The sequence below is a fragment of the Halomonas sp. NCCP-2165 genome, from assembly GCF_023708045.1.
In the GTDB taxonomy this organism is placed as follows: Bacteria; Pseudomonadota; Gammaproteobacteria; order Pseudomonadales; family Halomonadaceae; genus Bisbaumannia; species Bisbaumannia pacifica.
In genome coordinates this window covers 188,161-210,598 of the sequence record NZ_BRCY01000002.1, presented here as the reverse complement: position 1 = coordinate 210,598, position 22,438 = coordinate 188,161, and the positions used below count along the sequence as shown (strand labels likewise).

At 68.4% G+C, this 22,438-nt stretch carries 23 protein-coding genes and 1 pseudogene; 8 read left to right on the top strand and 16 right to left on the bottom strand.

Annotated elements, in window-relative coordinates:
• The 6 genes and pseudogenes from NFU04_RS02035 to NFU04_RS02010 all read right to left on the bottom strand — a co-directional run.
• Window positions 1-296: pseudogene (locus tag NFU04_RS02035) on the bottom strand (electron transport complex subunit RsxC); the annotation flags it as partial.
• The gene (rsxB, locus tag NFU04_RS02030) at window positions 293-871 is read right to left on the bottom strand and encodes an electron transport complex subunit RsxB (protein ID WP_251307868.1); all 579 of its coding nucleotides are present in this window, start codon (window positions 869-871) and stop codon (window positions 293-295) included. The pseudogene NFU04_RS02035 and the gene rsxB, both read right to left, overlap by 4 nt.
• On the bottom strand, window positions 871-1,455 hold the full coding sequence (rsxA, locus tag NFU04_RS02025) for an electron transport complex subunit RsxA (RefSeq protein ID WP_251307860.1): 585 nt from the start codon (window positions 1,453-1,455) through the stop codon (window positions 871-873). Before rsxA ends, rsxB begins: the two co-directional genes overlap by 1 nt.
• A gap of 43 nt (window positions 1,456-1,498) precedes the next feature.
• Window positions 1,499-3,541, bottom strand: a complete 2,043-nt coding sequence (metG, locus tag NFU04_RS02020) for a methionine--tRNA ligase (RefSeq protein ID WP_251307859.1) — start codon at window positions 3,539-3,541, stop codon at window positions 1,499-1,501.
• 186 nt (window positions 3,542-3,727) lie between these two features.
• Complete coding sequence (gene thiI, locus NFU04_RS02015; RefSeq protein WP_251307858.1) at window positions 3,728-5,197, bottom strand: tRNA uracil 4-sulfurtransferase ThiI; 1,470 nt, start codon at window positions 5,195-5,197, stop codon at window positions 3,728-3,730.
• Window positions 5,198-5,295: 98 nt separating this feature from the next.
• Complete coding sequence (locus NFU04_RS02010) at window positions 5,296-5,760, bottom strand: aminoacyl-tRNA deacylase (protein ID WP_251307857.1); 465 nt, start codon at window positions 5,758-5,760, stop codon at window positions 5,296-5,298.
• A gap of 139 nt (window positions 5,761-5,899) precedes the next feature.
• Here NFU04_RS02010 and NFU04_RS02005 point away from each other — a divergent pair, with 139 nt between their 5' ends.
• On the top strand, window positions 5,900-6,229 hold the full coding sequence (locus NFU04_RS02005) for a hypothetical protein (RefSeq protein ID WP_251307856.1): 330 nt from the start codon (window positions 5,900-5,902) through the stop codon (window positions 6,227-6,229).
• Here the strand turns inward: NFU04_RS02005 and NFU04_RS02000 are convergent.
• The gene (locus NFU04_RS02000; protein WP_251307855.1) at window positions 6,166-9,249 is read right to left on the bottom strand and encodes a transglycosylase domain-containing protein; all 3,084 of its coding nucleotides are present in this window, start codon (window positions 9,247-9,249) and stop codon (window positions 6,166-6,168) included. The two genes, NFU04_RS02005 and NFU04_RS02000, sit on opposite strands and share 64 nt — an antisense overlap.
• A 117-nt stretch (window positions 9,250-9,366) precedes the next feature.
• Window positions 9,367-9,765, bottom strand: a complete 399-nt coding sequence (locus NFU04_RS01995) for a ketosteroid isomerase-related protein (RefSeq protein ID WP_251307854.1) — start codon at window positions 9,763-9,765, stop codon at window positions 9,367-9,369.
• 147 nt (window positions 9,766-9,912) lie between these two features.
• On the opposite strand from NFU04_RS01995, the gene NFU04_RS01990 reads away from it, so the two are divergent.
• Both NFU04_RS01990 and NFU04_RS01985 read left to right on the top strand, forming a co-directional pair.
• The gene (locus NFU04_RS01990; RefSeq protein ID WP_251307853.1) at window positions 9,913-10,122 is read left to right on the top strand and encodes a DUF6494 family protein; all 210 of its coding nucleotides are present in this window, start codon (window positions 9,913-9,915) and stop codon (window positions 10,120-10,122) included.
• 110 nt (window positions 10,123-10,232) lie between these two features.
• Window positions 10,233-10,763, top strand: coding sequence for a DUF1269 domain-containing protein (locus NFU04_RS01985; RefSeq protein ID WP_251307852.1), 531 nt, complete (start codon window positions 10,233-10,235; stop codon window positions 10,761-10,763).
• A gap of 19 nt (window positions 10,764-10,782) precedes the next feature.
• On the opposite strand, the gene NFU04_RS01980 is transcribed toward NFU04_RS01985, so the two are convergent.
• From NFU04_RS01980 to NFU04_RS01970, 3 genes are all read right to left on the bottom strand, one after another.
• Window positions 10,783-11,682 carry a YihY/virulence factor BrkB family protein gene (locus NFU04_RS01980; protein ID WP_251307851.1) on the bottom strand — a complete coding sequence of 300 codons (900 nt, stop codon included), beginning with the start codon at window positions 11,680-11,682 and terminating at the stop codon, window positions 10,783-10,785.
• 78 nt (window positions 11,683-11,760) lie between these two features.
• On the bottom strand, window positions 11,761-12,726 hold the full coding sequence (locus NFU04_RS01975; protein WP_251307850.1) for a methylenetetrahydrofolate reductase: 966 nt from the start codon (window positions 12,724-12,726) through the stop codon (window positions 11,761-11,763).
• A complete protein-coding gene (locus NFU04_RS01970; protein WP_251307849.1) occupies window positions 12,723-14,072 on the bottom strand; it encodes a glycine cleavage T C-terminal barrel domain-containing protein in 1,350 nt (449 codons plus the stop codon). The genes NFU04_RS01975 and NFU04_RS01970 overlap by 4 nt, the downstream gene beginning before the upstream one ends.
• 162 nt (window positions 14,073-14,234) lie before the next feature.
• On the opposite strand from NFU04_RS01970, the gene NFU04_RS01965 reads away from it, so the two are divergent.
• A complete protein-coding gene (locus NFU04_RS01965; protein ID WP_251307848.1) occupies window positions 14,235-14,663 on the top strand; it encodes a GFA family protein in 429 nt (142 codons plus the stop codon).
• Window positions 14,664-14,701: 38 nt separating this feature from the next.
• On the opposite strand, the gene NFU04_RS01960 is transcribed toward NFU04_RS01965, so the two are convergent.
• The gene (locus NFU04_RS01960) at window positions 14,702-15,337 is read right to left on the bottom strand and encodes a phosphoribosyltransferase (protein WP_251307847.1); all 636 of its coding nucleotides are present in this window, start codon (window positions 15,335-15,337) and stop codon (window positions 14,702-14,704) included.
• A 170-nt stretch (window positions 15,338-15,507) separates the two neighbouring features.
• On the opposite strand from NFU04_RS01960, the gene apbC reads away from it, so the two are divergent.
• Both apbC and dcd read left to right on the top strand, forming a co-directional pair.
• Complete coding sequence (gene apbC / locus NFU04_RS01955) at window positions 15,508-16,308, top strand: iron-sulfur cluster carrier protein ApbC (RefSeq protein ID WP_251307867.1); 801 nt, start codon at window positions 15,508-15,510, stop codon at window positions 16,306-16,308.
• Window positions 16,309-16,389: 81 nt separating this feature from the next.
• Window positions 16,390-16,956 (top strand): dCTP deaminase, encoded by a 567-nt coding sequence (gene dcd / locus NFU04_RS01950; RefSeq protein ID WP_146804000.1) that lies wholly within the window; start codon window positions 16,390-16,392, stop codon window positions 16,954-16,956.
• A gap of 108 nt (window positions 16,957-17,064) precedes the next feature.
• On the opposite strand, the gene purN is transcribed toward dcd, so the two are convergent.
• Both purN and purM read right to left on the bottom strand, forming a co-directional pair.
• Entirely contained in the window at window positions 17,065-17,796 is a 732-nt protein-coding gene (purN, locus tag NFU04_RS01945; protein ID WP_251307846.1) for a phosphoribosylglycinamide formyltransferase, read from the bottom strand.
• The gene (purM, locus tag NFU04_RS01940) at window positions 17,793-18,875 is read right to left on the bottom strand and encodes a phosphoribosylformylglycinamidine cyclo-ligase (RefSeq protein ID WP_251307845.1); all 1,083 of its coding nucleotides are present in this window, start codon (window positions 18,873-18,875) and stop codon (window positions 17,793-17,795) included. Before purM ends, purN begins: the two co-directional genes overlap by 4 nt.
• A 127-nt stretch (window positions 18,876-19,002) precedes the next feature.
• Here purM and NFU04_RS01935 point away from each other — a divergent pair, with 127 nt between their 5' ends.
• Window positions 19,003-20,079, top strand: coding sequence for an AI-2E family transporter (locus NFU04_RS01935; RefSeq protein WP_251307844.1), 1,077 nt, complete (start codon window positions 19,003-19,005; stop codon window positions 20,077-20,079).
• Entirely contained in the window at window positions 20,076-20,777 is a 702-nt protein-coding gene (gene hda, locus NFU04_RS01930; protein ID WP_251307843.1) for a DnaA regulatory inactivator Hda, read from the top strand. The genes NFU04_RS01935 and hda overlap by 4 nt, the downstream gene beginning before the upstream one ends.
• A 3-nt stretch (window positions 20,778-20,780) precedes the next feature.
• Here hda and ehuB read toward each other — a convergent pair whose 3' ends face one another.
• Together ehuB and NFU04_RS01920 are read right to left on the bottom strand one after the other, a co-directional pair.
• Window positions 20,781-21,650, bottom strand: coding sequence for an ectoine/hydroxyectoine ABC transporter substrate-binding protein EhuB (ehuB, locus tag NFU04_RS01925; RefSeq protein ID WP_251307842.1), 870 nt, complete (start codon window positions 21,648-21,650; stop codon window positions 20,781-20,783).
• Between the two features lie 94 nt (window positions 21,651-21,744).
• A complete protein-coding gene (locus NFU04_RS01920) occupies window positions 21,745-22,278 on the bottom strand; it encodes a carboxypeptidase-like regulatory domain-containing protein (protein ID WP_251307841.1) in 534 nt (177 codons plus the stop codon).
• Between the last annotated feature and the right edge of the window lie 160 nt (window positions 22,279-22,438).

The window sequence follows — 22,438 nt, the reverse complement described above, 5'->3', positions numbered from 1 at the left end:
TCACCGCCCCCTGCCTGGTGATCGAGGGCGACGGGGCGCGGCTCGATGGCGCGGACGATGCCGCTGATGCTGGCGTGCAGGGCGGCGGAGACCCGGCCCTGGGGGCGGGCGATCACCTGGCCGGTGCGCACCCGCTCGCCGACTGCCACGCAGGGCTCGGCGGGCTGACCGCGGTGCTGGGTCAGGGGTAGCACGACGACGCGGGGCAGCGGCGCCTCGCGTAGCGGTTCCCGGGTGCTCCGGGCCTTGCGGGTGGGCGGATGGATACCGCCGGGAAAGTCGAAACGACGGCTCATCTGGATGCGGCTCCGGCAATGCTCGGCGGATCATGGCGGTCGCTGGCGATCAACTCGGGGCGTGGCCAGTGCCAGGCATCCGGCTCCCGGGGGCGCAACTCGATGCAGTCCACCGGGCAGGGCTCCAGGCAGAGGTCGCAGCCGGTGCACTCCTCGGCGATCACCGTATGCATCTGCCGGGCGGCGCCGAGGATGGCATCCACCGGGCAGGCCTGGATGCACTTGGTGCAGCCGATGCACTCGGCCTCGCGGATATAGGCCACCCGGGGCACATCCTGGGCCTCGCCGTCCAGGGGCTCGGGCTCGCGCCCCAGCAGGTCGGCCAGGGCGGCGATGGTGGGTTCGCCCCCGGGAGGGCACTTGTTGATCGCCTCGCCCCGGCCGATCGCCTCGGCATAGGGGCGGCAGCCCGGGTAGCCGCACTGGCCGCACTGGGTCTGGGGCAGCAGGGCGTCGATCTTCTCGACGACGGGGTCGCCCTCGACCTTGAAGCGCTCGGCGGCGAAGCCCAGCAGGGCGCCGAAGGCCAGCGCCAGGCCGAGCAGGACCAGAATGGCGGTGAACACGTCCGACATCATTGCCCTTGCACCAGCCCGGCGAAGCCCATAAAGGCCAGCGACATCAGGCTGGCGCTGATCATGGCGATGGCCGCGCCGCGAAAGGGGCGCGGCACGTCGGCCAGGGCCAGGCGCTCGCGCAGGGCGGCGAAGAGCACCAGCACCAGGGAGAAGCCCAGGGCCGCGCCCAGGCCATAGAGGCCGGCCTCGATCAGGCTCGACTCGCGGCGCACCGAGAGCAGCGCCACCCCCAGCACCGCGCAGTTGGTGGTGATCAGCGGCAGGAAGATGCCCAGCACCTGATGCAGCAAGGGGCTGGTCTTCTTGACCATCAGCTCGGTGAACTGCACCACGGCGGCGATCACCAGGATAAAGGCGATGATGCGCAGGTACTCGAGCCCCAGGGGCGCCAGCAACTGGTGATAGACCAGGTGGCTGGCCAGGGCCGAGAGGGTCAGCACGAAGGTGGTCGCCGCGGCCATGCCGAAGGCCGACTCCAGCTTGCTGGAGACGCCCATGAAGGGGCACAGGCCGAGGAACTGCACCAGCACGAAGTTGTTGACCAGGGCGGTGCTCACCAGGATCAGCAGGAAGTCGCTCATTAGCCTCCCCGGGGCAGCGCCCGGCGCCGCCCGCTACGTGGTCTTAACGGACTCGCTGACCCGGCTCGGCACCGGAATCCGGCGACAGCAGGTAGATGCCGTCGTCGTCGCCGGCGGCCAGCACCATGCCCTCGGAGACGCCGAAGCGCATCTTGCGCGGCGCCAGGTTGGCCACCATCACGGTGAGGCGACCCTCCAGGGCCTCCGGGGCGTAGGCGGAGCGGATGCCGGCGAAGACGGTGCGGCTCTCGCCGCCCAGGTCGAGGGTCAGTTGCAACAGTTTGTCGGCCTTCTCCACGTACTCCGCCTTGGCGATGCGGGCGATGCGCAGGTCCACCTTGGCGAAGTCGTCGAAGGCGATCTCGGGGGCGATGGGGTCGTCGGCCAGGGGACCCTTGGGGGTCTCCTTGAGTTTCTGTTCTTCCACCAGGTCCTCCTTAGATGCCGCCATCATGGCATCGATCTTGTCGCGCTCGACGCGGGTCATCAGCGGTTTGAACTTGGCGATCTCGTGATCCAGCAGCACCGACCGACGGCTCTCCCAAGCGAGGCTGTCGAGCTTCAGGAAGTTCCGTGCCCCCTCGGCCATGGCCGGTACCACCGGCGCCAGGTAGACCATCAGCTGGCGGAACAGGTTGATGCCCACCGAGCAGATATCCAGTACCTCCTGCTCGCGGCCCTCCTGCTTGGCCAGCACCCAGGGCTCGGCCTCGGCGATATAGGTGTTGGCCTCGTCGGCCAGCTCCATGATCAGGCGCATGGCGCGGCCGAACTCGCGGGCCTCGAACTGCTCGGCGATCTCGTCGCCGGCGGCGATAAAGCGCGCCACCCGCTCGGGCTCCGCACAGTGGGCGGAGAGCTTGCCGCCGCCGAGCTTCTTGACGAAGCCGGCGCAGCGGCTGGCGATATTGACCACCTTGCCCACCAGGTCGCTGTTGACCCGGGCGGCGAAGTCGTCGAGGTTGAGGTCCAGGTCATCGACCCGGGAGGTGAGCTTGGCGGCGAAGTAGTAGCGCAGGTACTCCGGGTTGAGGTACTCGGCGTAGGTGGCGGCCTTGATAAAGGTGCCCCGGGACTTGGACATCTTGGCGCCGTTGACGGTGACGAAACCGTGGCAGTTCACCGCCGTGGGGGTGCGGAACTCGGCGCCATGCAGCATCGCCGGCCAGAACAGCGCATGGAAGTAGACGATGTCCTTGCCGATAAAGTGATAGATCTCGGCGTCGGAGCCCGGCTTCCAGTAGCTGTCGAAGTCGAGGCCCTCGCGCTCGCATAGCGCCTTGAAACTGGCCAGGTAGCCGATGGGGGCATCCAGCCAGACATAGAAGTACTTGCCCGGGGCATCGGGGATCTCGAAGCCGAAGTAGGGGGCGTCCCGGGAGATATCCCACTCGTTGAAGCCGGCCTCGAACCACTCCATCAGCTTGTTGCGGATCTGCGGCTGGACATGGCCGTCGTTGATCCAGTCGTTCAGGAAGTCGGCGAAGTCGGGGAGCTTGAAGAAATAATGGGTGGAGCTGCGCACCTCGGGGGTGGCCCCGGAGATCGCCGAGACCGGGTCGATCAGCTCCGCCGGGGTGTAGGTGGCGCCGCAGGCCTCGCAGTTGTCGCCATACTGGTCGTCGGTCTTGCACTTGGGGCAGGTGCCCTTGATAAAGCGGTCGGCCAGGAAGAGTCCCTTGACCGGGTCATACATCTGCTCGATATCGCGGGTGGCGATATGCCCCTGGTCGCGCAGCCGGGTGTAGATCAGCTCGCTGAAATAGCGGTTCTCGTCGGAGTGGGTGGAGTGGTAGTTGTCGAAGGCCACCCCGAAATGGGCGAAGTCCCGCTGGTGCTCCTGGCTGACCCGGTCGATCAGCGCCTCGGAGGTGATGTCCTCCTGCTCGGCGCGCAGCATGATGGCGGTGCCATGGGCGTCGTCGGCGCAGACGTAGTGGCACTGGTGGCCGCGGCTCTTCTGGAAGCGCACCCAGATATCAGTCTGGATATACTCCAGCAGGTGGCCCAGGTGGATGGCGCCATTGGCGTAGGGCAGGGCGCTGGTGACCAGGATCTTGCGCGGAGCGCTGGCGGAATTCGACATGGTGACTCTGGGGTTCCCGTGCTTGGGTGGAGGGCACGCCCCCACGCGGAAAATGACCGTGAAATCAGGCGTCGATTGTAGCCGGCTTCGGGGCGGGCTGCACCCTTGGGCCGGTGATTAGCCGGCCCCATTGCAGCGATAACCATCCGCCGTTGCTGGCTCGGGGCTACCTGGTGGCAGGTCGCCCTAACGGCGATAGACGCCGAAATGGTCCAGGCCCTGGTCGGCCAGGTGCAGGGCCTGCATCCGGCTCATCACCCCCTGGTCGCAGTAGAGCAGGTAGTGGCGGTCCCGGGGCAGTGCCTGGGCGCGTTCCTGGAGCTCGTAGAAGGGAATCGCCAGCAGCTCGGTGTCGGGCAGCGACAGGGGCGTGGCTTCGCGCTCGTCCGGGTGGCGGATATCGATGACGCTGATCCTGGGCGCCTCGGCCAGGGCGGCTTCGCCATCCAGGGTGGTGATCTCCGGCAGGCTGGCCTGGTCGGCGATCAGGCGATCCGAGCGGGTGCGAGTGGCCGCCGCCAGGGCCGCGTCCAGCACGCTGAAGTCGAAGGCGGCCTCGGCCTCTTCCAGCTCGCCGCGCTTGACCTTGAGGCTGGGGCGGTTGGAGATCACCCCGCAGTACTCCGGCATGCTCTCGGAGAAGGCCGCGGTGCCGATATGGCGGGCCTCGTCGATGATCGTCTGCTTGTCGTCGGCGACCACCGGGCGCAGCACCAGGCGCTCGGTGACCCCATCGATCATCGCCAGGTTATGCAGGCTCTGGCTGGAGACCTGGGCGATCGCCTCGCCGGTGACCAGGGCGGGGATCCGTGCCCGGGCGGCGACCCGCTCGGCGATCCGCAGCATCATGCGCTTGAGCACCACCCCCATGAGGTGATCGGGAATGGTGGTGAGGATCTCCTTGACCACCCCCTCGAAGGGCACCGAGAGAAAGTTCACCTTGTGGGTGGGGCTGTAGCGCTGCCAGAGGTAGTGGCTGATGGCGCGCACCCCCTGTTCATGGGCGGGCCCGCCCAGGTTGAAGAACAGGAAATGGCTCTTTACCCCGCGGCGCATCATGCGATAGGCGGCCACCGGGGAGTCGTAGCCGCCGGACATCAACACCAGGGCGCTCTCCTGGGTGCCCAGGGGGTAGCCGCCGAGGCCCGGCCAGCGGCGGCCGATCAGCTGCAGGCGCTCGCGGTTGACCTCCAGGGCCAGGGTCACCTCGGGGCGGGTGAGGTCGACTCGGGCGTCGTCGGCACCGGTCAGCAACTTGCCCCCCAGGTAGCGCTCCAGGTCGGCGGAGGTGAAGTCGTGCTTGCCCTTGCGCTTGACCCGCACCCGGAAGGACTTGCCGGCGATACGCGGCAGCCACAGGGGCAGTACCCGCTCGGCGATCGCCTCAAAGTCTCCCAGCGGCGAGTTCTCCACCGCCAGCACCTCGTGGATGCCGGGCACCCGCCCCAGGGCGGACTCGAATTCGACCAGCGCCTCGGTGCCCAGCGGCTGGCTCAGGGCGATCTCGATGGCGTCCCAGGACGCGCTCAGGCGTGCCTCCCGGTCATAGTCATCCACCACCTTGCGCAGGTTGCGGCGCAGGCACTTGATCAGGTTCTTGCGGGCCGACTTGGACTTGATGGTGATCTCGGGAAACAGCTTGATCAGATAATTCATGGGGATCGACGAGCTTGGGCTGGCGGGTGGGGGCGGCATTCTACCCGCTCGGCCGTGGGCCCGCAAAAAGCGCCGCCACCCCGGGGTGGCGGCATGACTCAGTGATGCAGGCTGAAATGCCCGTGGGGCATGCTGGCCATCAGCTTCTGGAAATCGCGGCCGCTCATATGCACCAGGGTCTCGTGGTCGCCCGCCTCGAAGTAGATATCCGGCTCGGCGGTAAGGCGATCGTCGACCCACACCTCCAGGCCATAGGCCTGACCCAGGGGCGTGGTGGCGCCGGGGTCGCAGTCGTCGAAGTGGCGCTGGATCTCCTCCTCGGAGGCGAGGCGCAGGCGCTCATGCATCAGCTCGGTAAGGCGCACCATGTCGACATCGCAGCTGCCGGGCACCACCGCCAGGCGATTGCCGGTGTCGGCATGCAGCATCACCGCCTTGGCCAGCTGATCGCCGGTGATATGGGTCTGCTCGGCGATATGATCGGCGCTGACCGCGCGGGGGTGGCGCACTTCCTCGTAGTCGATATCCTGGGAGCGGAGGTACTCCCGAAGTGTCATTGCCATGGCCATGGCGGGGGCTCCTTCGGCCATCGGGCCGGGGTGAAGGGGGAATCGCCTCCCTGCGTGACACGAGGCCATGATGTCCTGGCCTCTCCTCAAGCATAGTCGGCCCGGCGTGATATGCGGGTGATCGGGAGGCGCAATGAAGGCGTGGACAAGCGGGCTGTTGATGCTGGCGCTGACGGGCTGTGGCGACCCGGCGCCGCGGGAGGCGCCCCTGCAGATGCTGGTGGCCGACCCCGGTTCCTTCGACGGCCAGCGGGTGGCGACCCGGGGGGTGGTGCGCCATTTCGAGGCGCCGCTGCACTACTGGATCGAGGACGCGGCGCTCAACCGGGTCGAGCTGTTTCCCCGGGAGGCGGCGGCGCCCCTGCTGGGGCATGAGGTGCGCGTCGTGGGGACCTTTCGTTATGCCCCTGGGGCGGGGCGCTCCCTGTCGCTGGAGACCATCAGGCCGCTGACGGCGGAGTGATCGCAGCCCTGCCGCAGATGGCGGGTCAGGATCGGCTCCATGCCCTTGAGGATCTGCACCGGCAGTGCCGAGGTGAAAGCGAAATCGTCGGCGCCGCGACCGGGCACGAAGGCGGTCAGGGTGCCGAAGTGATCGTCGCCGAGGAAGAAGACGAAGGTGGCGGTGCGGTTGCGGGCCCGGGAATCGAGGAGCTGTCCGCTGCGTCCCCGGGTCTCGATACGGTTGTCGCCGGTGCCGGTCTTGCCGCCCAGGGCCAGGGGCGTGCCGTCCTGGGTGGTGAAGCTGCCCGCCAGGCGCCGCGCCGTGCCGGCCTCCACCACCTGGGTCAGGGCGGCGCGCAGGGTGCGGGCCACCTCCGGGGCCATGACGCGCTCGCCGGCATCCTGGACGGGGGCCAGGCGGGTCTCGTAGGGGGTGTCGGCGGCGAAATGCAGGCCATCGATGCGCAGGGTCGGCAGCCGTTCGCCATTGTTGAGGATGATGCCCACCAGCTCGGCCAGGGACGCCGGACGATCCCCGGAGCTGCCGATGGCGGTGGCCAGGGAGGGCACCAGGCGCTCGAAGGGGTAGCCCAGGCGCGCCCAGCGTCGGTGGATCTCGTCGAAGGCATCCCGTTCCAGCAGGGTGCGGATGCGGCTGTCCCGGGCGCCGCGGTGGCGGGAGGTGAAGAGCCATTCATAGACGTGCTGGCGCTCGGCGGTGCTGGCGGCTACCAGTTCCCGGTAGGTGGCCTGGGGGTGCGTATGCAGATAGCCCACCAGCCACAGCTCCAGGGGATGGATGCGTGCCACATAGCCCTGGTCATTGAGGTCGTAGGCGCCGGGGCCGTAGTCATGGTAGAGGCGCTCGATGCGCTCCTCGGGCACGGCGTCGCCGAGGCGCTCGCGGAGAAAGGCGCGGAAGGTCGCGAGATCGGCATCGGGCAGCACATAGCGGTGGGCGGCGGCGAGTCGCGAGGCCAGTGGGCGGACGCCCTCGAAGAGCGTTTCCAGGCGCGCCTGTGGCGCGAGCGAACGGTACTCGCGCCAGAAGCGACTCAGGAACACCTGGCCCTCCTGATCGGCGAAGCGGCTCAGGTAGAGCATGCGCAGCGGGTGGTCGTCGTCCTCCAGCAGGCGGCGCCGGTCCGGATGGCGGTAGATATGGTGATTGACGATATCCCGCATCAGGCGCACGAAGGGCAGGTTGAGGGACTCGCGCAGGGCCTCCTCCAGGGTGGGGCGGCGACGGTCGTCCCGGCGGTTGAAGTTGCTGAAGGTGTGTTCGCCGCCGCCGGTGAAGAAGCGTTCATAGGGGCTCGCCGAATAGCGCCTTGCCATGGCCTCGGCCAGCAGGGCCTCCAGGGAGAGCTCCGGCTCGGCCCGCAGGCGGTCGATCACCCAGCGGCTCAGGGCGTCCTGGCGATCCACCGACACGGCACCCAGGGCCTCGGGGGGCAAGAGGCGGTACCGGGCATGGAGCTCGGCGAGGATCTCCAGGTAGGTGGCCAGCACGCGCAGCTTGGCGGTGGAGCCCAGCTCCAGCTTGCTGCTCTCGTTGAGGTCGAAGGGCTGGCCGGTATTGTCGGTCTGTACCCGCACCAGGAAGCCGGCCTCGCTGCGCTCGTAGAGGGTGAAGCTGTAGGTCACCTCGGCGGTGCGCTCGGCGTCGAGCAGGCGGTGCCCGAGGATGCCCAGCTCGGCGGCCACCTGGGGGTCGGCCAGGCTCGCCAGGTAGTCGGTGACCTCGCTCTGCAGCGCCCCGTTCAGGGTGGTGCTGGCCTCCAGGTCCAGGCGGTCCAGGTCATAGAAGGAGAGCCCCAGCAATCCCGCCAGCTGGGCCCTGGCCACTTGTCGTCCCTTGTCGCTGGGTAGGCGGTGGGTCACCGGGTCGCTGTCGAAATCGCGAAACTCGAGGCGCTGGGCCAGGGCGGCATCGCGGAGTTCGCCCTCCACCAGCCGGGCCTCGTGGAGCAGGCGCAGGTAGCTGTCGGTGAGGTGTTCCAGGTCGTCGCGACCGCCGTTGAGGTACCAGGCGGGGCGCCGCTGGGCGATCATCAGCGCCACCACCCGGCGTAGCGCCTGGCCCCGCTGGGGTAGCTCCTCCGGGGCGGCGAAGGCCGGCTCCAGCAGTCGGTTGACCTCGTCGAAATCGGCGCCGAACCAGACCCAGAGGCCGTCGCCCAGCCCGTGCACTTCGCCGTACCCCGGCGCCGCCGCCAGGGGCACCGAGTTCAGATAGTCTCGCGCCAGGTCCTGGCGGGCGGTCAGGGTCTCGGCGCCGCGGCGGTAGGTGCGCACGCTGGCGGAGAGCATCTGACGCAGCTTCTCCCGCGGCGAGGCGGTGCGCCCGCCCGGGGAGTGGCGGAACTTCTCCATCTGGGTCGCCAGGGTGCTGCCCCCGGCGCTCTGCCCCTCGAGCTCCAGGGCGCGGCCCACCTGGGAGAGGGCGGCGCGAGCGAAGCGCGGCCAGTCCACCGCCGGGTTGGCATAGCGGTGGGTGGTATCGAGCAGGCCGCGATTCTCGATAAACAGCAGCGATTCGAGGGCCAGGTCGGGGACGGCGGCGAAATGGGGATAGTGGCGCCTCGGGTAGCGCGCCGCGTAGTAGGGGTGGCCGCGACACTCCTCGACGGTCAGGCCGGTGCGGGTCTTCTCGGCATAGGGGACATAGAAGCCACGGCTGGCGTAGTCATGAAGGGCCGGGCTGAAGCGCACCTGGGCGGCGACCTCGTAGCCGCGCGCCTCGAGGCGCGCCTGGAAGCGTGGCAGGTCGACATAGCCGAAGCGTTGATCGAAGGGGCCGTGGCGGGGGAACTGCAGGCGATCGCTGGGTCCGGGGGCCAGGGTGTAGTCCAGGTCGGCGGCGAAGCGGGACAGCTCCCTGGCCTGCCAGCGGGAGGTGCGCGCCTCCGCCGCCAGCAGGGACACGATGGCGGCGACCAGCAGCGCCGTCAACGACAGCAGCAGCAGGCGCCAGGGCCATCTGGGCCCGATGTCGCTCTCGCGACGACGGCCGACCGCGTTCGGCACGCTCTCCATCCCCCACTCCTCGATGGCTACCGCCTGTGACTTATCAGCCTAGTGGGGGATGCGGCGAAGGGCAGGGGTATCTGGAGGGGCTCTCGATTCGGCCTGTCAACGCTCGGCGTGGCTGGCTCAGGCGACCTGGGCCAGCCAGTCGGTGAGGTTGTAGTAGTTGCTGATGCGCGCCACCTTGCCGTCGCGCAGGGTGAAGAAGGCGCCGGCCGGCAGCACATAGCGCTGGCCCCGGGCCTCGGGAAGCCCCTCGTCGGTGGTCAGGTACTCGCCATGCACCACGAATTCCGCCGCGGCCCGCTCTCCATCGGCATGGGGCAGGATCACCAGGTCCTCGAGGCGCTCCCGGTAGCAGCGGTTCATGTGCGCCATGAAGTCGGCGAAGGCGGCCTTGCCCACCTGGCGCTCGCCCTGGTTGATGTCATGGGCGACGTCCTCGGTCAGTAGCGCGAGGAAGGCGTCCATGTCGCCGCCATTGAAGGCGTCGTAGTAGGCCTGGATCACGTCCTGGGGATGCATGGGCAAGACTCCTGGTCGGGGTGGGTCGGTGGCGTGAATCGCTGCCATGCTAACAGGGTCGGCGCCATGCAAATGCCTGGTCGCGCCATGCGCGGCGCCGGTGACGACCCGGGTCACCCGGCCATGATCGACGCAGGAGGGTTCACCATGAACGAAGAAGTCTTCAACCTGAGCATCCGTCGCTTCCTCAAGCGCGCGGGGATCGGGGCGCAACGGGAGATCGAGCACGCGGTGGAGGCGGCCCTGGCCGAGGGGCGGATCTCGCCCCGGGAGCCCCTGGCGGCCACCATGACCCTGGAGGTGGGCGGCCTCCAGCTGCGGGTAGTGTTCGAGGGCGATATCGTCCTGGAGGAGTAGGGCGGCGGGGTCGGTGAATATTACCATTTGCTGCATCATTCGCGATGGGCGAACTTGTCAATAGGACATTTTGTCGCACTATCAACGCCGCGCTATCCGTGAGGTGCAAGATGCAGCGCTTATATTTTCTGACCTCGGACCTCGACACCACGGTCAATATCGCCCATGAACTCAGCGACCTGGCCCTGACCGAGGACGAGGTGCATGTGCTGGGCAAGGAGTGGGAGCCGCTTCGTGAGCGGGGCGTGCATAACGCCACCCTGCGGCAGACCTCCGATGTGGTCAACGCCGGGGTGCGCGGCCTCAAGTATGGGGTCGTGCTGGGCGCCCTGCTGGGATGGGCGGTGCACCTGGGGCTGGGCGATCAGGGCTTCGGCCTGGGCTGGACGGTACTGGTGATGACGGTCTTCGGGGCCCTGTTCGGGATCTGGACCAGCACCATGATCGGCGTCTCGGTACACGACGTGAAGATCGACAAGTTCGAGAAGGAGCTCGAGGCGGGGGCCTACCTGATGCTGGTGGACGTGCCCGAGGATCGCGAGCGGGAGATCTACTCGGCGATTCACCGCCACCACCCGGAGGTGGTGATCGACAAGGTGACCCGGGACGAGCGCCAGCACCACCTGGGCGTCGGCGACTAGCCGGGGGCTCCCTTCACTCCTATTCCACCCGGGTCACCGCCTGGCGACGCGGATCGACATGCCAGGCCAGTCCCTGGCGGGCATTGTGCTCCAGCTCGGCGATTACCTGGGCGCCCAGGAGCAGGATGATGGCGCCCGCCTCCAGGCTCAGCAGCACCACGATCAGGGTCGCCACCGAGCCGTAGACCACGTTCACCAGCGACAGCTGGGTGAAGTAGAAGAGCAGCAGCAGGCGAACCCCCTCCCATAGCAGGGCGGCCACGAAGCCCCCGGCCAGCGCTCTCTTCGGCGCCACCCGGACCACCGGCAGCACCTTGTAGATGGCACTGAATAGGGTGAAGACGCCGAGGAAACTCACCAGGTTGAGCATCGGGTCGGAGAGTCCGGCCAGGGGCAGGCGGTGCCCGGTCAGCGCCTGCCAGGCATCGCCGAGGGTGGCGGTGAGGCTGACCGAGAGGGTCAGCGCCAGCAGGCCCAGGCCGAGCATCAGCATAAAGGCGTAGGGCAGCAGTACCGAGACCCAGAAGCGGCGTTGCGGAGCGGCGAGGTCGGGCGCATGGAAGATGATCGCCAGGGCATCCTCGAGCATGCGAAAGGCGAAGGAGCTGAACAGCAGCAGCACGCCGAGTCCCATCAGCCCGATGCCGTCGCGCCCCTTGAGCAATCCGCGTACCGCGTCGAGCAGCAGGTCGGCATGGGCCGGCGTCAGGTGGTGGGCCTGGAGCGCCAGGAGTTCGAGTAGTTGCCTCTCGTCGACCAGATGAGAGAGCAGCACCACCAGCAGGGTGAACAGCGGAATGATCGACAGCAGGATGTTGTAGCCCACGCCGCCGGCCAGCAGGATGCCGCGATTGCGCAGGAAGGCCGACACTACCCGCAGGGCGAATCTCAGCAGGCGCGGCGTCTGGCTGGGGTGCATCGCGCCTCCCGGACGTCGTGGCATGCCTGACAGCGTAGACCAGCCAGGCTCGGCAGGGCGAGGGCGCGCGACCAACGCTCAGGGGTCGACGACTCGCAGCTCGTCGCCGCGCTCCTCGAGGGTGAAGCGTCCCTCGTCCAGGGCCTCGATCCAGTCCAGGGTCGCCGCAATGCCGCCGAACGGATAGAAGTGCAACCGCAGGCCCGCCGGAGGGGCCTCGGCCAGGGCCAGCACCTGGCGCGTCGGCGGTTGCGGGCGAGCCAGGCGCAGCAGCCGCTTGCCCTGCCGGGCCAGGGCGGCACGGGAGGCGCCGACCCCGCAGGAGAGGGCGTACTTGCCGAGGGTGGCGAGGCTCGCGGGGCCGGGCAGGCCGGCGCGGATCGGCAGATCCAGGGCCAGTTCCTCGAGGCGCCGATGCCAGGCCAGTAGTGGCTCGGCATCGAAGAGGAACTGGGTGACCGCCCAGGCCGACAGGCCGTGACGCTCGGCATAATCGCGTTTGCTGATCAGGGCCGCCTCCAGGGCGCCGGCGTCGGCCTGGGGGTGACCCTCGGGGTGGCCGGCCATGGCCAGGCGCCGGATGCCGTGATCGCGCAGGTCGATCGCCTCCAGCAGGGCCAGGCTGTCGGCATAGGGGCCGTGCGGCGCGGCCAGGCTGCCGGCCAGCAACAGCACCGCATCGACCCCGGCGCGGTGGGTCAGGCCCAGCAGCCAGCTCTCCAGGGTGGTGCGGTCGGGAATGGCACGGGCGACCAGGTGAGGGACGGGGTCATAGCCCTGGGTCTTGAGGCGCTCGGCGGTGGCGATCACCTCTTCGAAAGGGTGGCCCGGCAGGTGGGTGATATAGATCTGGGTCCCGGGGGGCGGCGCCCGCGAGGCCAGGGCCTCGACGGTGCGCGGGGTCACCTCCAGGGACCAGTCGTGCACCAGCCGGCGCAGGCGATCGCGGCGGGACGGCTGGGGCGCACCCGGCAGGGCGCCCCCCAGCCGTCCGGGGGCGAGCTCGTCGAAGCGGTTCATGGGGCGCAGCCTGAGATCGCTCATTGGGCGAAGTCCTGGCCGCGGGCCCGGGCGGCCTCCCGGGCGCTGGGGTTGACCGAGGCGCGGAAGGGCAGTTCCACCACCCGGGCGGCTACGGCCTCGCCCGGGCGCTCGGCATAGGGTTCCGGCAGCCAGACCCGTAGCGGGGTCTCCAGGGCCTGGTGAGTGACCGGGACATAGCCCATGGCGATGTTGGTGCCCAGTTCCGGCGAGTACCAGGGCGAGGTCACGTAGCCGATGGGCTCGTCACCCTGGGGGTCGGAGATCAGCCAGAAATCGGGGGCATAGTCGTCGATGGGGTGGCCGCCCAGCACCAGGCCCACCAGGGTCTGGCGGAAGGGGTAGCGGCCCTGATCCAGCTCGGCGCGCACCGCCTCCAGGGCGCGGCGACCGATATAGTCCACGGCCTTCTGGCGCGGCACCTGATAGCCCAGGTTGCACTGGAAGGGCAGGGTCTCCTGATCCATGTCCTGGCCCCAGGAGAGGATGCCGGCGGCGATGCGGCGATGGTGGGCGGGGGCGATCACCGCCAGGTTGTGCTTCTCGCCGGCCGCCAGCACCGCCTCCCAGAGGTTCTCGGCGTCCCGGCTGGCCTCGCGCAGGTAGATCTCGTAGCCCTTCTCGCCGGTGAAGCCGGTCTGGGAGACCACTACCGAGCAGCCGGCGATCGTCGCTTCCAGCAGGCCGTAGTAGGGCAGGGTGCGCACCGCCTCGCCCACCAGGTCGACCATCAGGGCCTCCGACCTGGGTCCCTGGATCTGCAGCGGCGCCACGTCGATCTCGCCGATGCTGACGTCATAGCCCAGCCCCAGGTTGACCCCGCGCAGCCAGAGCTCCAGGTCGCTGTCGGAGATCGAGAACCAGAACTCGTCCTCGGCCAGGCGCAGCAGCACCGGGTCGTTGATGATGCCGCCCTCGTCGTTGCAGAGGATCACGTACTTGCCGTGCAGCGGCGCGATGGCGCTGGCATTGCGGGTGATGACCTTGTCGACGAAGGCCTCGGCATCGGGGCCCTGGACGCGGATCTGGCGCTCCACCGCCACGTTCCACAGGGTCACGTCTTCCACCAGGGCGCGGTACTCCACCATGGCGCCACCGTCCTCGGGGCGCACATAGCCCCGCGGATGGTACATGCGGTTGTAGACGGTGGCCCGCCAGCAGCCCGCCTCCTGGGAGAGGTGCCAGTAGGGCGACTTGCGCACCCGGGTGGAAATCAGCAGCTCGGTGGGGGTGGGGCCGGACTGGCGCAGATTGATGGGAACGCGTCGCGGCGTCTGGTCGACGCTCTGGCACTGCTGGCGAGCGTAACGCAGGCGGGGGCTCAGATTGGTGATGCTGGCGTCGGACATGGCACACCTCCCGGGGGTTGCCGTGGCTCTCCTTGGCAGTGTGTGTCGCGGCGTGGGTTTTGGATGTGCTGATCGCGACACCCTTTGCCGCGAGGATGTCCTTATTGCGACCTAGACTGAGCAAGTGTGTCGATGATGGGGCCCGGCCCCGGGAGGTGAGACATGAGTGCGACCTACCTCGGTAGCTGCTTCTGCGGTGCCGTGACATTGGAGGTCAGCGGCGAGCCGGTAGCCATGGGCTACTGTCACTGCGACTCCTGCCGTCACTGGTCGGCGGGGCCAGTCAACGCCTTTACCCTGTGGAAGCCGGAGAGCGTCAGGGTGACCCGGGGGGCGGAGCGGCTCGGCAGCTTCGCCAAGACGCCGGCCAGTCGGCGCCAGTGGTGCACCCGCTGCGGCGGTCATGTGATGACCGAGCATCCGGCCATGGGGCTGGTCGATGTCTATGCGGCGGTTATTCCCGAGCTGCCCTTCGCCCCCAGGCTGCATGTGCACTATCAGGAGGCGGTGCTGCGCATCCATGACGGCCTGGAGAAGATGAAGGACGTGCCCGCGGCGATGGGTGGTTCCGGCGAGACCCTGCCGGAGTAGGTGGCGCGGGGCGAGGACGGGGGGCCGTCGCGCGGCTGCTAGCGCCCCAGCAGGCGCAGGACCTCCTCGTCGCTGGTCTGATCGAAGCGCCGGTACCACTGCCCCACGGCGCGGAATCGCGCCGGCTGATGCAGGCAGACCAGGGTGTCGACTCGGGTCGCCAGGCGCGCCAGGGCCTCGGGGGCGGCCACAGGCACCGCCACCACCAGCCAGGCAGGATGCGCCTGGCGTACCGCCATGACCGCCGCCTCCAGGGTGGCGCCGGTGGCCAGGCCATCGTCGACCAGGATCACCTGGCGATCCTTCAGGGGCGGCGGCGGGGCGTCGCCCCGGTAGCGCGCACGGCGACGCTCCAGCTCGGCGGTCTCGGCCGCGATCACCGCCTGGACGTCGTCCTCGGAGAGCCGCAGGGCCTGGATCATGGCATCATCGCGATAACAGGCCCCGCCCTCGGCGAGGGCGCCCATGGCCACTTCCGGGTTCCAGGGCAGCCCCAGCTTGCGCACCAGCCAGACCCCCAAGGGCGCCGTCAGGGCCTGGGCGATCTCCCAGGCCACCGGCACGCCGCCCCGGGGCAGCCCCAGGACGATGGGGTCGGGGCCCCGGGGCAGGGCGGCGACGCGTTCGGCCAGTTGGCGCCCGGCATCGTGTCGATCGGCGAAGGGGGTGGTCATGAGCTGGCTCTCGAGGGGGCCTGATTGGAGCCTATGCCAGGCGTCGCGGCTTGGCAAAGAGGCGGCGTGAAAAGTCGAGTGCGCCACTTGGTTATGCGCCGGGCGGCGGGGTTATACTGGCGGCGACCGGTGAGCCGGTCGCCATTTATAGCGAGATGGAGTCGACCGTGATCGAAGGGGTGAAGCATATCGTGGCCGTGGCGTCCGGCAAGGGCGGCGTCGGCAAGTCCACCGTGACCGCCAACCTGGCGCTGGCGATGGCCGCCGAAGGCTATCGGGTCGGCCTGCTGGATGCCGATATCTATGGGCCCAGCCAGGCGCGGATGCTGGGGATCGGCGAGGGGGTGCGGCCTCAGCAGGCCGGTGAGAACCGCTTCAAGCCGCTCGAGGCCCACGGCATCCAGGCCATGTCCATGGCCTTCCTGGTGGATATCAACGAGCCGATGGTGTGGCGGGGCCCGATGGTGGCCGGCGCCTTCCAGCAGCTGCTGACGCAGACCGCCTGGGATGACCTGGACTATCTGTTTATCGATATGCCGCCGGGCACCGGGGATATCCAGTTGACCCTCTCCCAGAAGGTGCCGGTAGCCGGGGCGGTGATCGTCACCACGCCGCAGGACATCGCCCTGCTGGATGCCCGCAAGGGCATCGAGATGTTCCGCAAGGTCAAGGTGCCGGTGCTGGGGGTGGTGGAGAACATGAGCCTGCACACCTGCTCCCAGTGCGGCCATAGCGAGCCGATCTTCGGCGAGGGCGGTGGCGAACGCCTGACCGCCCAGTACGAGACGCGCCTGCTGGGCCAGCTGCCCCTGGCCCTGTCGGTTCGTGAGCAGGCGGATGGCGGGCGTCCCACGGTGGTGGCGGAGCCCGACGGCGAGGTGGCGGCCAGCTTCCGGGCCATGGCCCGTCAGGTGGCCGGGGAGATCGCCGCCCAGGCCGAGGCGGGGCCGAGCATCTCCTTCGGCGATTGAGTCGCCGGCTGTGGTTTTTATTCCGGGGCAGGGCCGTTATCATGACGGCCCTTCTTCGTTTGCCACCCAGTGGATGACCCGATGAGCATCAAGTCCGATACCTGGATCCGTCGCATGGCCGCCGAGCATGGCATGATCGAGCCCTTCGAAGCCGATCAGGTGCGCTACGTCAATGACCAGCGGGTCATCTCCTACGGCACCTCCAGCTACGGCTACGATGTGCGCTGTGCCGACGAGTTCAAGGTGTTCACCAATATCCACTCGGCGGTGGTGGATCCCAAGGCCTTCGACGACAAGAGCTTCGTCGACGTCAAGGGGGATGTCTGCATCATCCCGCCCAACTCCTTCGCCCTGGCGCGTACCGTGGAGTACTTCCGCATTCCGCGCAGCGTCCTGACCATCTGCCTGGGCAAGTCCACCTACGCCCGCTGCGGGATCATCGTCAACGTGACGCCGCTGGAGCCGGAGTGGGAGGGGCATGTGACCCTGGAGTTTTCCAATACCACCAACCTGCCGGCGAAGATCTATGCCAACGAGGGCGTGGCACAGATGCTCTTCCTGGAGTCCGACCAGGTCTGCGAGACCTCCTACAAGGACCGCGGCGGCAAGTACATGGGCCAGCGCGGCGTCACCCTGCCACGTACCTGACCAAGAAGCTTGAAGAGCGGCGCGTCGCGCCTGGAAGCTTGAAGAAAAACCGCCTCCGAGGATTTGCCTCGGAGGCGGTGTTATTTGGGCTGCGATCCAGCTTTCCGCTTATTCGTCGGGATCTTCGTCCAGCTCCTCGGCGGCGTCCTGGTGTGACAGCCTGAGGCCCTGGGGAGGCAGGGGGGTGCCGTCCAGGGTGGGGCCCTGCGCCTCCAGGCGCAGGCGCCCCTCGAGGAACCAGCGCACCGCGATGGGGTAGATCAGATGCTCCCTGGCGTGGACCTTCTCCTTGAGGCTGGCCTCGTCATCGCCCTCGGTCACCGCCACCGCGGCCTGCAACACCACGGGGCCGCCATCCAGTTCCTCGGTGACGAAGTGCACGCTGCAGCCGTGCTCGCTGACGCCGTCGGCCAGGGCCCGGGCGTGGGTATCCAGCCCCTGGTAGGCGGGCAGCAGCGAGGGGTGGATATTGAGCAGGCGACCGTAGAAGCGCTGCACGAAGCGCGGCGTGAGGATGCGCATAAAGCCCGCCAGCACCACCAGGTGGGGCTCATGTCGCTCGATCACCTTGATCAGGGCGCCATCGAAGGCCTCGCGGCTGTCGTATTCCCGGTGGGGCAGGGCCACCGCCTCGATGCCCGCCTCCTTGGCGCGCTTGAGGCCGTAGGCGTCGGGCTGGTTGGAGACCACCGCGACGATCTTGCCACCGCCCAGCTCGTCGTAGCCCTGGGCATCGATCAGCGCCTGGAGGTTGCTGCCGGAGCCGGAGATCAGGACCACGACCCGGGGCGGCTCCGCCGCCTCCGGGGTAAAGCCATTGAGGGTGTCGCCGTCGCTCATGCCTCGAGGTTCTCCAGCCGTACCTGGGGCGCCTCGCCGTCGCGGGCGACGATCTCGCCCAGGCGGTAGACGCTCTCGCCCTGGGCCTGCAGGTGAGCGCGGGCCTGGTCGGCCTGATCGGCGGGGACCACCAGCACCATGCCGATGCCGCAGTTGAGCACCCGGTACATCTCCTCCTCGGCCACGTTGCCCTGTTCGCGCAGCCACTCGAAGACCGCCGGGCGGGTCCAGCTGGCGACATCCACCTTGGCGGCAAGGGTCTCGGGCAGCACGCGGGGCAGGTTCTCGGTGAGGCCGCCGCCGGTGATATGCGAGAGGGCGTGAACCGCCACGCCGCTCTCCTTGATCAGCGACAGCAGCGGCTTGACGTAGATGCGGGTCGGGGCCATCAGCGCCTCGGCCAGGGGGCGGCCGTCGATGGCGGTGTCGAGGTCGGCGCCGCTGACCTCGAGGATCTTGCGGATCAGCGAGTAGCCGTTGGAGTGGGGGCCGGAGGAGGCCAGGCCCAGCAGCACATCGCCCTCGGCGACGCGGCTGCCGTCGAGGATCTCGGATTTCTCCACCACGCCGACGCAGAAGCCGGCCAGGTCATAGTCGCTGCCCTCGTACATGCCGGGCATCTCGGCGGTCTCGCCGCCGACCAGGGCGCAGCCGGCCTGCTCGCAGCCCTCGCCGATGCCGCTGACCACGTCGGCGGCGATATCCACGTCCAGCTTGCCCGTGGCATAGTAGTCGAGGAACAGCAGCGGCTCGGCGCCGGCCACCACCAGGTCGTTGACGCACATGGCCACCAGGTCGATGCCGATGGTGTCATGCTTGCCCAGGTCCATGGCCAGGCGCAGCTTGGTGCCGACGCCATCGGTGCCGGAGACCAGCACCGGCTCGCGGTAGCCGCTGGGCAGCTGGCAGAGGGCGCCGAAGCCGCCCAGGCCGCCCATCACCTCGGGACGGGCGGTGCGTTTGGCGACGCCCTTGATGCGCTCCACCAGGGCATTGCCGGCATCGATATCGACGCCGGCATCCTTGTAGCTCAGCGAGGTGGGTTGAGTAGAGGAGGAGTCGGACGGGCTGCGGGTCATGACGAGTCCTGTGGAGTAGATTGAGCCAATCAATAGGCGCAAGATTGTAGCACTCCCCGGCGAGGCCCGCATCGCCCAGCGTGCCGGAGAGTCACAGGGACGAAGCGATCAGCGAGGGAGGGGAAAGATGCCGAGGTATTGGTGGTTGGTGTTGGTGGCGGTGGCCCTGGTGGCGCTGCTGGTGGCCTTGCAGTCGATGCTGATGCCATTTTTCGCCGCCATGGTGGTGGCCTATCTGAGCGATCCCCTGGCCAATCGCCTGGAGCGATGGGGGATGTCGCGCCCCGTGGCGGTATGCGGCGTCTTCCTGGTGCTGCTGCTGGTGGTGGCCGTGGCGCTGCTGATCCTGATTCCCCTGATGGTGCAGCAGGTGCGTCAGTTCACCCAGTCGGTGCCGGCGATCATCGACTGGGTACAGACGGTGCTGGGGCCGCAGATCCGGGGCTGGACCGGCTATGACCCGAGTGCCGAGCTGGACAACCTGCGCGAGACCCTCGCCGAGCACTGGCAACAGGCGGGAGGCACCCTGGCCCAGGTGCTGGGCCAGGTGGGGCGCTCCGGCATGGCCTTCGTCACCTGGGTGACCAACGTCTCGCTGGTGCCGGTGGTGGCCTTCTATCTGCTGCTCGACTGGCGGCGCCTGATCGATAGCCTGCAGAATCTGTTGCCGCGCCAGTGGGAACCCCAGGTGATGCGACTGGCGCGACGCTGCGACGAGGTGCTGGCGGCCTTTATGCGCGGCCAGCTGCTGGTGATGCTGAGCCTGGGGGTCTTCTATGCCCTGGGGCTGACCCTGATGGGGGTGCGCTTCGGCCTGCTGATCGGGCTGATGGCGGGGCTGGCCAGTATCGTGCCCTTCCTGGGCTTTATCGTCGGGATCGCCGCGGCCTTGATCGTGGCCTTCTTCCAGTTCGGCAGCTGGCTGGCGCTCGCCGGCGTGGTGGTGGTCTTCGCGCTCGGTCAGTTGCTGGAGAGCACGGTGCTCCAGCCCAAGCTGCTGGGGGATCGCATTGGCCTGCACCCGGTGGCGGTGATCTTCGCCGTGCTGGCCGGGGGGCACCTGTTCGGCTTTACCGGGGTGCTCTTGGCGTTGCCGGCGGCCGCGGTCATCATGGTACTATTGCGCGAGGTCAATGACCGCTATAAAAACAGTGCCTTATATGATGCCGCCCAGCACGGGAACGGCGACGAGGAGAGTCGATGAAACCTGGGGCCGCGCAGCTGCCTTTGGGGGTGGGGATGCGCGACGATGCCACCTTCGCCAACTTCCTGCCGGGCGATAACGCCGCCCTGGTGGAGGCGTTGCGCCATCAGCTCGACGACGACGGCGAACCCTTGTTGTTGCTGTGGGGCGGCGAGGGCGTCGGCCGTAGCCATCTGCTGCAGGCGGCGTGCCACGCCGCCGGCGACCGGGATCGCCGCGCCCTCTACCTGCCCCTGTCGGAGCTGTGGCACTTTCCGCCGCATATGCTCGAGGAGATCGAGCGCCTCGATCTGGTGGCCATCGACGATCTGGATCGGGTGCTGGGGCGCAAGCGCTGGGAGGAGGGGCTCTTCCATGCCTTCAACCGCCTGCGCGATGCCGGCAAGCGATTGATCATCTCCGCCCCGGCGGCCCCCCGGCAGTTACCCGTGACCCTGCCCGACCTGGCGTCGCGGCTGACCTGGGGCATGACCTTCCACGTCAAGCGCCTGGACGACGAAGGGCGCCTGGAGGCGCTCAAGCTGCGTGCCCGGGTGCGGGGCATGCAGCTGCCCGATGAGGTGGCGCGCTATATCCTGCATCGCGGTCCGCGGTCCCTAGGCGAGCTGTGCCAGGCCCTGGAGACCCTGGATCGGGCGTCGCTCTCCGCCCAGCGCAAGCTGACCATTCCTTTCGTCAAGCAGGCCCTGGGCTGGTAGCCATCATTCCCGGCCACACAGCCACTCGGTATCGAAGCGGAAGGCGTTGAGGATGTCGTCCTGGGTGAAGCCGTGGCCTTCCAGGGTGTCCTCCCAGGCCTGGGTGTTGCGATAGCCGATCAGTATCGCGTCGAAGGCGTCGCGCAGGAGTTCGGCATCAGGCGGGAAGGTGAAGGCCCCCCAGCTGCGCACGATCTCGCCGTCGATCACCGGGTCCTCGAAATTCTGCACTACCTCGACCCCGGGGTGTTGGGCTTCCAACTGGCTCACGGTGAGGCCGGTGCCGGCATAGCCGTCGGCTTGGTCGTTCAGCAGGGTATCGATGGCCGCCGTGTTCTCGGTGATCGGTATGACCCGCCCGTCGGGTACGCCTAGGGCTGCCATTATGCCGAGCTGGGTGGCGCCTTCCAGCACGGCGATTCGGAGGTCGTCGCGTTCGGCGAAATCCGCGTAGCCGCCGATCTCGAGCGGGTTGGCAGCCCGCACCAGCAGGCCCTCGCCATAGGAGGTGTTGGGCGCCGAGAACAGCACTCGTTGGCAGCGGGCCGGGCGGATCGCCATCTCGGCGGCGGCCATGTCGAAACGCCCCTCCCTGAGTCCCGGGATCAGGTCGCCGAAGGAGGTGGCCACCCACTCGATGTTCTCGATGCCCAGTTCGTTCAGCACATGGTGCGCCACCTCGGGGCCGGCGCCTCGTCCCTCGCCATTCTCGTCCAGGTAGCCATAGGGGACCTCGTTGGCCACCGCGACGCGGATGCTGCCCTGTTCACGAAGCTCGTCCAGATCGGCGGCCTGCGCCGTGGCCGTCAGGCCGAGCAGTAGGGCGGCCCGGGCCAAGAGTGGCGCCTTGGTGATCTGCGCGTCGATACGCATGGTCAATCCTCCCAACGCAAAGCGGCCCTCCTCGGTGTGGAGTGTCGCCATCCTGGCCTCAACATAGGCGAGGGGAGAGGTGAGTGCCAACGGCTCAGCGGCGCAGGTTGACCCGGGTCGTCTGGCCGTTGCGCAGGCGTACCTGGTGGAGGATCAGCGGGCCGCGTCGCCCGTCGGGCAGGGTCACGCTGCCGGAGACATAGAAGTCTCCCGGCGGTAGCCGGGAGGCCTCGAAGCGTCCCTCGCCATCGGTGCGCACCCGGTGGGTGTAGGCCTGGGCGCGGGGATCGGCGCGCTCCACCGCTCGCCCGGCCAGCGCCTGCTCGGCGGCCTCCGCGGAGTAGGCGGTGACCGGGGCGATGGCGACCGTCTCGTGGCGACCATAGATGCGTCCGCCCGGGGCCTCGTAGAAGAGCTGGCCGCTGAGTCGCGCCGTGCCCTGGGTGGGCAGGGCGCGGTACTGGGCCTCGGAAAAGGCCACGCGGCGCGGTACCCGGCCCGGCTCCGGAGGCGTTTCCGGCGTCACCTCGCGGACCTCGATCCGGCGGGTCCCGGTATCCATGGGAGGCAGCATCTGGCAGCCGGCCAGGATGGCCCCCAGGGCGATGATGGCAAGGGGCTGGCGCATCGTGACTCCTTCGGGTGGTGGGGGTTTTCCATGGCTCATGAGTATTGCAGCCCGGGGCCTCGCTGAGTAGGCCGGGCGGCTATGCTATTGATAAGTTTCCTCGATTGTCCGGCCCTCGGCGAGGCGTTAGGTTGGGGTAAATCTGTTATTCCTAAAGTAG

What these genes read in the sequence shown, in the direction of transcription:
- NFU04_RS02005 (WP_251307856.1), top strand. Translation starts at nt 5,900, where the DNA reads ATGAAGGCGTGGACAAGCGGGCTGTTGATGCTGGCGCTGACGGGCTGT.
- NFU04_RS01980 (WP_251307851.1), bottom strand. Translation starts at nt 11,682, where the DNA reads ATGCACCCCAGCCAGACGCCGCGCCTGCTGAGATTCGCCCTGCGGGTA.
- NFU04_RS01995 (WP_251307854.1), bottom strand. Translation starts at nt 9,765, where the DNA reads ATGCATCCCCAGGACGTGATCCAGGCCTACTACGACGCCTTCAATGGC.
- NFU04_RS01935 (WP_251307844.1), top strand. Translation starts at nt 19,003, where the DNA reads ATGCCGAGGTATTGGTGGTTGGTGTTGGTGGCGGTGGCCCTGGTGGCG.
- rsxA (WP_251307860.1), bottom strand. Translation starts at nt 1,455, where the DNA reads ATGAGCGACTTCCTGCTGATCCTGGTGAGCACCGCCCTGGTCAACAAC.
- NFU04_RS01975 (WP_251307850.1), bottom strand. Translation starts at nt 12,726, where the DNA reads ATGAGCGATCTCAGGCTGCGCCCCATGAACCGCTTCGACGAGCTCGCC.
- NFU04_RS01990 (WP_251307853.1), top strand. Translation starts at nt 9,913, where the DNA reads ATGAACGAAGAAGTCTTCAACCTGAGCATCCGTCGCTTCCTCAAGCGC.
- NFU04_RS01965 (WP_251307848.1), top strand. Translation starts at nt 14,235, where the DNA reads ATGAGTGCGACCTACCTCGGTAGCTGCTTCTGCGGTGCCGTGACATTG.
- NFU04_RS01920 (WP_251307841.1), bottom strand. Translation starts at nt 22,278, where the DNA reads ATGCGCCAGCCCCTTGCCATCATCGCCCTGGGGGCCATCCTGGCCGGC.
- NFU04_RS01970 (WP_251307849.1), bottom strand. Translation starts at nt 14,072, where the DNA reads ATGTCCGACGCCAGCATCACCAATCTGAGCCCCCGCCTGCGTTACGCT.
- thiI (WP_251307858.1), bottom strand. Translation starts at nt 5,197, where the DNA reads ATGAATTATCTGATCAAGCTGTTTCCCGAGATCACCATCAAGTCCAAG.
- hda (WP_251307843.1), top strand. Translation starts at nt 20,076, where the DNA reads ATGAAACCTGGGGCCGCGCAGCTGCCTTTGGGGGTGGGGATGCGCGAC.
- ehuB (WP_251307842.1), bottom strand. Translation starts at nt 21,650, where the DNA reads ATGCGTATCGACGCGCAGATCACCAAGGCGCCACTCTTGGCCCGGGCC.
- rsxB (WP_251307868.1), bottom strand. Translation starts at nt 871, where the DNA reads ATGTCGGACGTGTTCACCGCCATTCTGGTCCTGCTCGGCCTGGCGCTG.
- metG (WP_251307859.1), bottom strand. Translation starts at nt 3,541, where the DNA reads ATGTCGAATTCCGCCAGCGCTCCGCGCAAGATCCTGGTCACCAGCGCC.
- NFU04_RS02010 (WP_251307857.1), bottom strand. Translation starts at nt 5,760, where the DNA reads ATGGCAATGACACTTCGGGAGTACCTCCGCTCCCAGGATATCGACTAC.
- NFU04_RS01960 (WP_251307847.1), bottom strand. Translation starts at nt 15,337, where the DNA reads ATGACCACCCCCTTCGCCGATCGACACGATGCCGGGCGCCAACTGGCC.
- purM (WP_251307845.1), bottom strand. Translation starts at nt 18,875, where the DNA reads ATGACCCGCAGCCCGTCCGACTCCTCCTCTACTCAACCCACCTCGCTG.
- dcd (WP_146804000.1), top strand. Translation starts at nt 16,390, where the DNA reads ATGAGCATCAAGTCCGATACCTGGATCCGTCGCATGGCCGCCGAGCAT.
- NFU04_RS02000 (WP_251307855.1), bottom strand. Translation starts at nt 9,249, where the DNA reads ATGGAGAGCGTGCCGAACGCGGTCGGCCGTCGTCGCGAGAGCGACATC.
- purN (WP_251307846.1), bottom strand. Translation starts at nt 17,796, where the DNA reads ATGAGCGACGGCGACACCCTCAATGGCTTTACCCCGGAGGCGGCGGAG.
- NFU04_RS01985 (WP_251307852.1), top strand. Translation starts at nt 10,233, where the DNA reads ATGCAGCGCTTATATTTTCTGACCTCGGACCTCGACACCACGGTCAAT.